This is a genomic window from Crocosphaera sp. XPORK-15E (genome assembly GCF_034931425.1).
Taxonomy (GTDB): domain Bacteria; phylum Cyanobacteriota; class Cyanobacteriia; order Cyanobacteriales; family Microcystaceae; genus UHCC-0190.
Window position 1 is genome coordinate 1 of the sequence record NZ_JAYGHQ010000053.1, and the last position, 4990, is coordinate 4990.

5 protein-coding genes are annotated in these 4990 nt (G+C 39.8%); 3 read left to right on the top strand and 2 right to left on the bottom strand.

All coding sequences use genetic code 11. The features are described 5' to 3' along the window. From VB691_RS24155 to VB691_RS24165, 3 genes are all read left to right on the top strand, one after another. On the top strand, positions 1–380 hold a 380-nt coding region (locus VB691_RS24155), incomplete at its 5' end, for a heme-binding protein (protein WP_323294078.1). A gap of 18 nt (positions 381–398) precedes the next feature. Continuing rightward, positions 399–1361: an aldo/keto reductase gene (locus VB691_RS24160; protein ID WP_323294079.1), complete on the top strand. Its 963-nt coding sequence runs from the start codon at positions 399–401 to the stop codon at positions 1359–1361. Between the two features lie 22 nt (positions 1362–1383). Continuing rightward, complete coding sequence (locus VB691_RS24165; RefSeq protein WP_323294082.1) at positions 1384–1938, top strand: DUF4334 domain-containing protein; 555 nt, start codon at positions 1384–1386, stop codon at positions 1936–1938. A gap of 19 nt (positions 1939–1957) precedes the next feature. Here the strand turns inward: VB691_RS24165 and VB691_RS24170 are convergent, their stop codons facing one another. Together VB691_RS24170 and ltrA are read right to left on the bottom strand one after the other, a co-directional pair. After that, complete coding sequence (locus tag VB691_RS24170) at positions 1958–2125, bottom strand: metallothionein (RefSeq protein ID WP_323294080.1); 168 nt, start codon at positions 2123–2125, stop codon at positions 1958–1960. A gap of 142 nt (positions 2126–2267) precedes the next feature. Then, a complete protein-coding gene (ltrA, locus tag VB691_RS24175; RefSeq protein WP_323294081.1) occupies positions 2268–4145 on the bottom strand; it encodes a group II intron reverse transcriptase/maturase in 1878 nt (625 codons plus the stop codon). Positions 4146–4990: the final 845 nt, after the last annotated feature.

A 4990-nucleotide genomic window follows, 5' to 3' on the forward strand; every position in this document is an offset into this window, starting at 1 on the left:
AGCATATTAGCTCAAATAACATTTCTATGACTGCTCCTGTAGAAACTCGTTATCCTGTTAGCACCATAGAAGGTAAGGAGAAAACAGGGGAAGCCACTGTTTCTTTCCTCTACCGTAACACGGATATTTACCCAGAAGAAATCGCCTCTAATATTACCGTTGAAGACATTCCCAGTCAGACAGTGGTAAGCTTGGGATTGGTGGGCGGTTATTCCTACGAAACTTATGTAGATGGTTTAGAAAAACTCAAAAACTGGCTATCAGAAAACCCATCCTATACAATGGTCGGAAAGCCACGTCGTTTATTCTATGATGGCCCCTATAAACCAGATCTGGCTAAACGTAGCGAAATCCAAATTCCCATCACTAAAAAAGATTAATATTTATTAGTTGAAACGATGAATTATCTAACATTAAACAATGGTAATAAAATCCCCCAATTGGGATTAGGAACCTGGAAATCAGAAAAAGGTCAAGTAGCAATCGCAGTTAAATCTGCTTTAGAAATGGGTTATCGTCATATTGATTGTGCGCCTATTTATGGTAATGAGAAAGAAATAGGTCAAGCTTTTAGGGAATGTTTGAAAGAAGGAGTAGTAAAAAGAGAGGAGATTTTTATCACCTCAAAACTTTGGAACAATCGACACAGAAAAACGGATGTAGTTCCAGCACTCAAGGAAACTTTACAGGATTTAAAATTAGACTATTTAGATTTATTTTTAATTCATTGGCCTGTGGCCTTCAAAAAGGAGGTTAACTTTCCCAGTCAGGCCTCTGAGTATATTCCTTTATCAGAACTGCCTTTAATAGAAACATGGTCGGGAATGGAACAAGCTGTCAAGGAAGGATTAGTCAAAAGTATTGGGGTTTCTAATTTTAGTCAAAAAAAGTTGGAAAATATAAGATTAAATGCCAAAATTCAGCCTTGTATGAACCAAGTAGAATGTCATCCTTATTTACAACAAGATCACTTACTCGCTTATTGTCAAAAGAATGAAATCCTCTTGACAGCTTACTCCCCTTTAGGCTCAAAAGATCGTGCTAGTTCTTTTAAACAAGAGAATGAACCTCTCCTCTTAGAAAATTCAATCATCCAACAAATTGCCCAAAAACATCAAGCTACCACAGCACAAATTCTCATCAAATGGGCAATTGAAAGAGGCACTGTAGTCATTCCCAAATCAGTTTCATCTCAACGAATCAAAGAGAATTTTGAGGCTCAACAAGTTTCTTTCGATACAGAAGATCTCCAACTTTTCAAGGCACTTAACCAAAATTATCGCTATGTAGATGGTTCATTTTTTGCTGTACCGAATAGTGGATATACAGTAGAAAATCTCTGGGATGAAGAAACGAATTAGTTCAGAAATTAAAGAAAAGAAAATGGAAACATCTTTAAGCTGCCAATCAATTATTAAGGCCGGTAAAACAACAACTGAAACGGCTTTACAATTATTTGACCTTCTCGATCCTGTAAATTTAGACTTTATGCTTGGTCGTTGGCAAGGATCTGGACTTCATACGGATCACCCAATGGATGGTTTATTAGAGGCATCTAATTGGTATGGAAAAGAATTTATAGATCCCGAAAATGTACATCCTTTGTTATTTTTAGATAGTCAGGGAAACATTTTCAAGGTGGCTCCTAATCCCACGGCCATGAACTGGGTTTTGAAGTTGCCCATACTCAAAAATGACTTTCTAAAACCTTTAATGATGTTGACTAATTCCTTGCTGAAAACACAGACAAGTCAAGCCCGATTGCGAATGATGGAATATCGAGAGAAAGTCAGTGCTACTATGATCTATGATTACCTGCCGATTAATGACTCTTTTAGGAAGGTAGATGATAATACAGTGTTAGGAATTATGGATTTTAAAAGTGTACCCCAACCTTTCTTTTTTGTTCTTAGGCGATGTGAACACCCAGGTGTCTAAAAGATAGGAACATTAGCATCTATTCGTGACAGTGACAGTTCGGATGACCGCATCCGGTGCCATCAGGGTGTCCCTCGGCACAAGCGACGCTACAATACAGCATCCCTGCTTTCTTAACGGCTGACTCAGGGGAGACTGAACACGAACACTTCGGACAAGCGCATTTTTCGAGGGTTGCTACAGCCATGATGATTCTCCTAGTTTCTCTGCTCTATTTATTATTGTAGTTGAAATTAAAGTCAGTGAAGGAGTCACCCCCTCCACTGCTCTCCAAAACCGTGCTTGATAGTTTCCCATCACACGGCTCCTCAGTAGAACGGCTATTATCATTAGCACGTCACCAGCATATCGTTTTCCCATCGATAATTCTGTGGGAATTTGATAGTTTTATGTGACAGTTTCCTGTCTAGACTACCATCCTTTCTGGTCTTTTCATCATGGCAGTGTCGATGGAGAAGTTGCCAGTTTTTATACTCATTCTTTCCGCCTTTTGACTTAGGAATGATGTGGTCAAGTTCAATTACATCTCCTTCTTTAAAGAACAATTCGCAGTGAGCGCACTTCCCTTTTTGCTTTTTAAGCATAAATGCCGTTCGCATAGGCATCTCAGGGTGTTTGCCCATTCTTGAACTCCAATAAACTAGGTTGCCGTCGTATGGACTAGCATCTCCTTTCACCTTGGTATGACGTTTTATTTCCGTTTCGCTGTGATAATACAGTCTCATCGGGTTAATGCCTTTCCTGGCGGTGGAAAATACCCAGTTTTTATCACCGATTCTATGGAAGTATTTGGAGGCTATCCATTTTCTCCCTTTGTTTTGGTGTTGATTTTCTCCCCATTTAAAGAGTTGGGTGAATAGGTGAGAATCCATTTTACTGAATACTTCCTTACTTACCACTGCTGAGTAATAGTTACACCATCCTCTTATGATTGGGTTGAGGTTTTTTATGAGGGCAACTTGTGGTTTTCCTCTGTGTTTCCTTACCGTCTCTCGGAGTTTGGAATAATGTCTTACTTGTGCCTCTTTACTAGGTTTGATGAGTGTTTTAAAACCTAGTAATTCTTTTCTTGACCCTTTACCTGATTGATATTTACCGACTTTGTATTGTCGGACATTGAACCCTAAGAAATTAAATCCTGGTGATTCCTTTTCATATTCGTTCAAGGTGTGGGCTGTTCTGGTTTTACTAGGTTTTAATTCTAGTCCCATGTTTCCTAACCATTTGGATATTACCTCTTTACATAAGAGGATGGCTTCTATGTCTTCGTGAAGGATAACGAAGTCATCGGCATATCGGATTATGCTTATAGAGTCTCTCTTACCCCTTTTTGGGAGTTGATATCCGTTTGGGCGTTTCATATCAAAGTTAACTGATAAATCTTTGATAATCTCCTCTATGCCGTGAAGGGCTATATTTGCCAGTAGGGGTGATATTACTCCTCCTTGTGGTGTCCCTTCATTTGTCGGAAATAGACCGTCTTTGTCTATTACCCCACTTTTTAGCCAAGCTTTTATTTGTCTGCGGAATGCAGGAAAAGTATTGACTTTATTAAGGAGTTCTTGGTGGTTAATTCGGTCAAAACACTTTGCTATATCAGCATCCAACACATATTTTGGTTTATACCTAATTGCATTGAATATGGCATCTATAGCGTCGTGACATGAGCGTCCTGGTCTGAACCCATAACTGTTAGGTTCAAACTTTGCCTCCCATTCAGGTTCTAATGCCTGTTTGACTAAGGCTTGTAACGCGCGGTCATACATGGTAGGTATTCCCAAAGGTCTTTCTTCATCCTTCCCAGGTTTCGGTATCCATACCCTCCGAGTGGGAGAAGCCTTTGTCCCAAGTTTCAGATTTCTAACAAGCTTGAAGCGTTGTTTATAGGTGAGTGATTTTACACCGTCAACCCCTGCTGTCTTCTTGCCTTTATTATCTTGGGATACTCTACGCACCGCTAACATTCTTGCTGACCAGGATTTGACTAAAATCTTTTGGAGTCCACGAACTGTTCTGACATCTCCACGTTGAGACGCTTGATAAATGCGCTTTTGCAATCTATAGACTCGTTTCTCGTATGCGTCCCAATTGGTAAGATTCCAGTTGCCAGAGGCATCATGTTCTGACCTATCGATAACAACGATTTTTCCCTCTATTTCCACAGTATTGTGTCCTTTAGGAACGCAATCTGAATTGGCATTATTCATGCTACTTGTACCTTTATCATCCGTTTTACCGTAAGTCCGTCAGCGTATCCTCTCCATTACAGAAAGGCGTTAGCTTCTGACTCAATCTTCCCCATTTATTACCTATATTTGACATAGAGTTTACGTCTTGGTTGACTACTTAATCATTCGACCTCGATTAAGAGTAATAATTGGGTTACTTCGTTCCTCATAATCATTTGTTTGTTCTTTTTAGGATGATGTTCTACGCCGAGTCTTAAGGTTGTACAGATAAGTAATCGGAATTTTCTTATCACCCTGACTAATGCCCTTTTGGGTCTTCCAGTGTATCAGCCTTATTTCACTGGTTAGATTTAACGACGTTTTCGTGTGTCACATCTTCGTGTTCCTATCCGTAAAGAACTTGCTCACAGGTTACTGTGTTTTAGGCTATCAGTAACTTTCTACTTTTATTCCCGCTTCAAGGATTGAAGACCATTCTCTACCTTGGGGAATATGCTTTCACGCCTGTACAGGGCGGGATGGGCTTGTAATTTCTAGGGTACTCTTACTCACCATCATGATTATGAAGTTGTCATTTGTTAAGGATTAAAGTGCGAACTCTACCCTTTTGGGTTACTTAACAAATGCCAGTCATCCCCCTGTTTCCAGGTTTAGACTGAACGAATCGCACTTCCGAAAATCCTTATGAACAAAGTAGCCGTCAAGCCCGCATCTAGGTCAAACTAGGAAAACTGTTGTAATCCTTAACACATTGACCATGGCCAGCAAGAAAGTCCACGTAAACGAGTACACTGTCCGAGCGCATGAACGAGAGATCCACACCCGAACCTTTAAGTTCTTATGTTCTTATTGCCATGAAACTT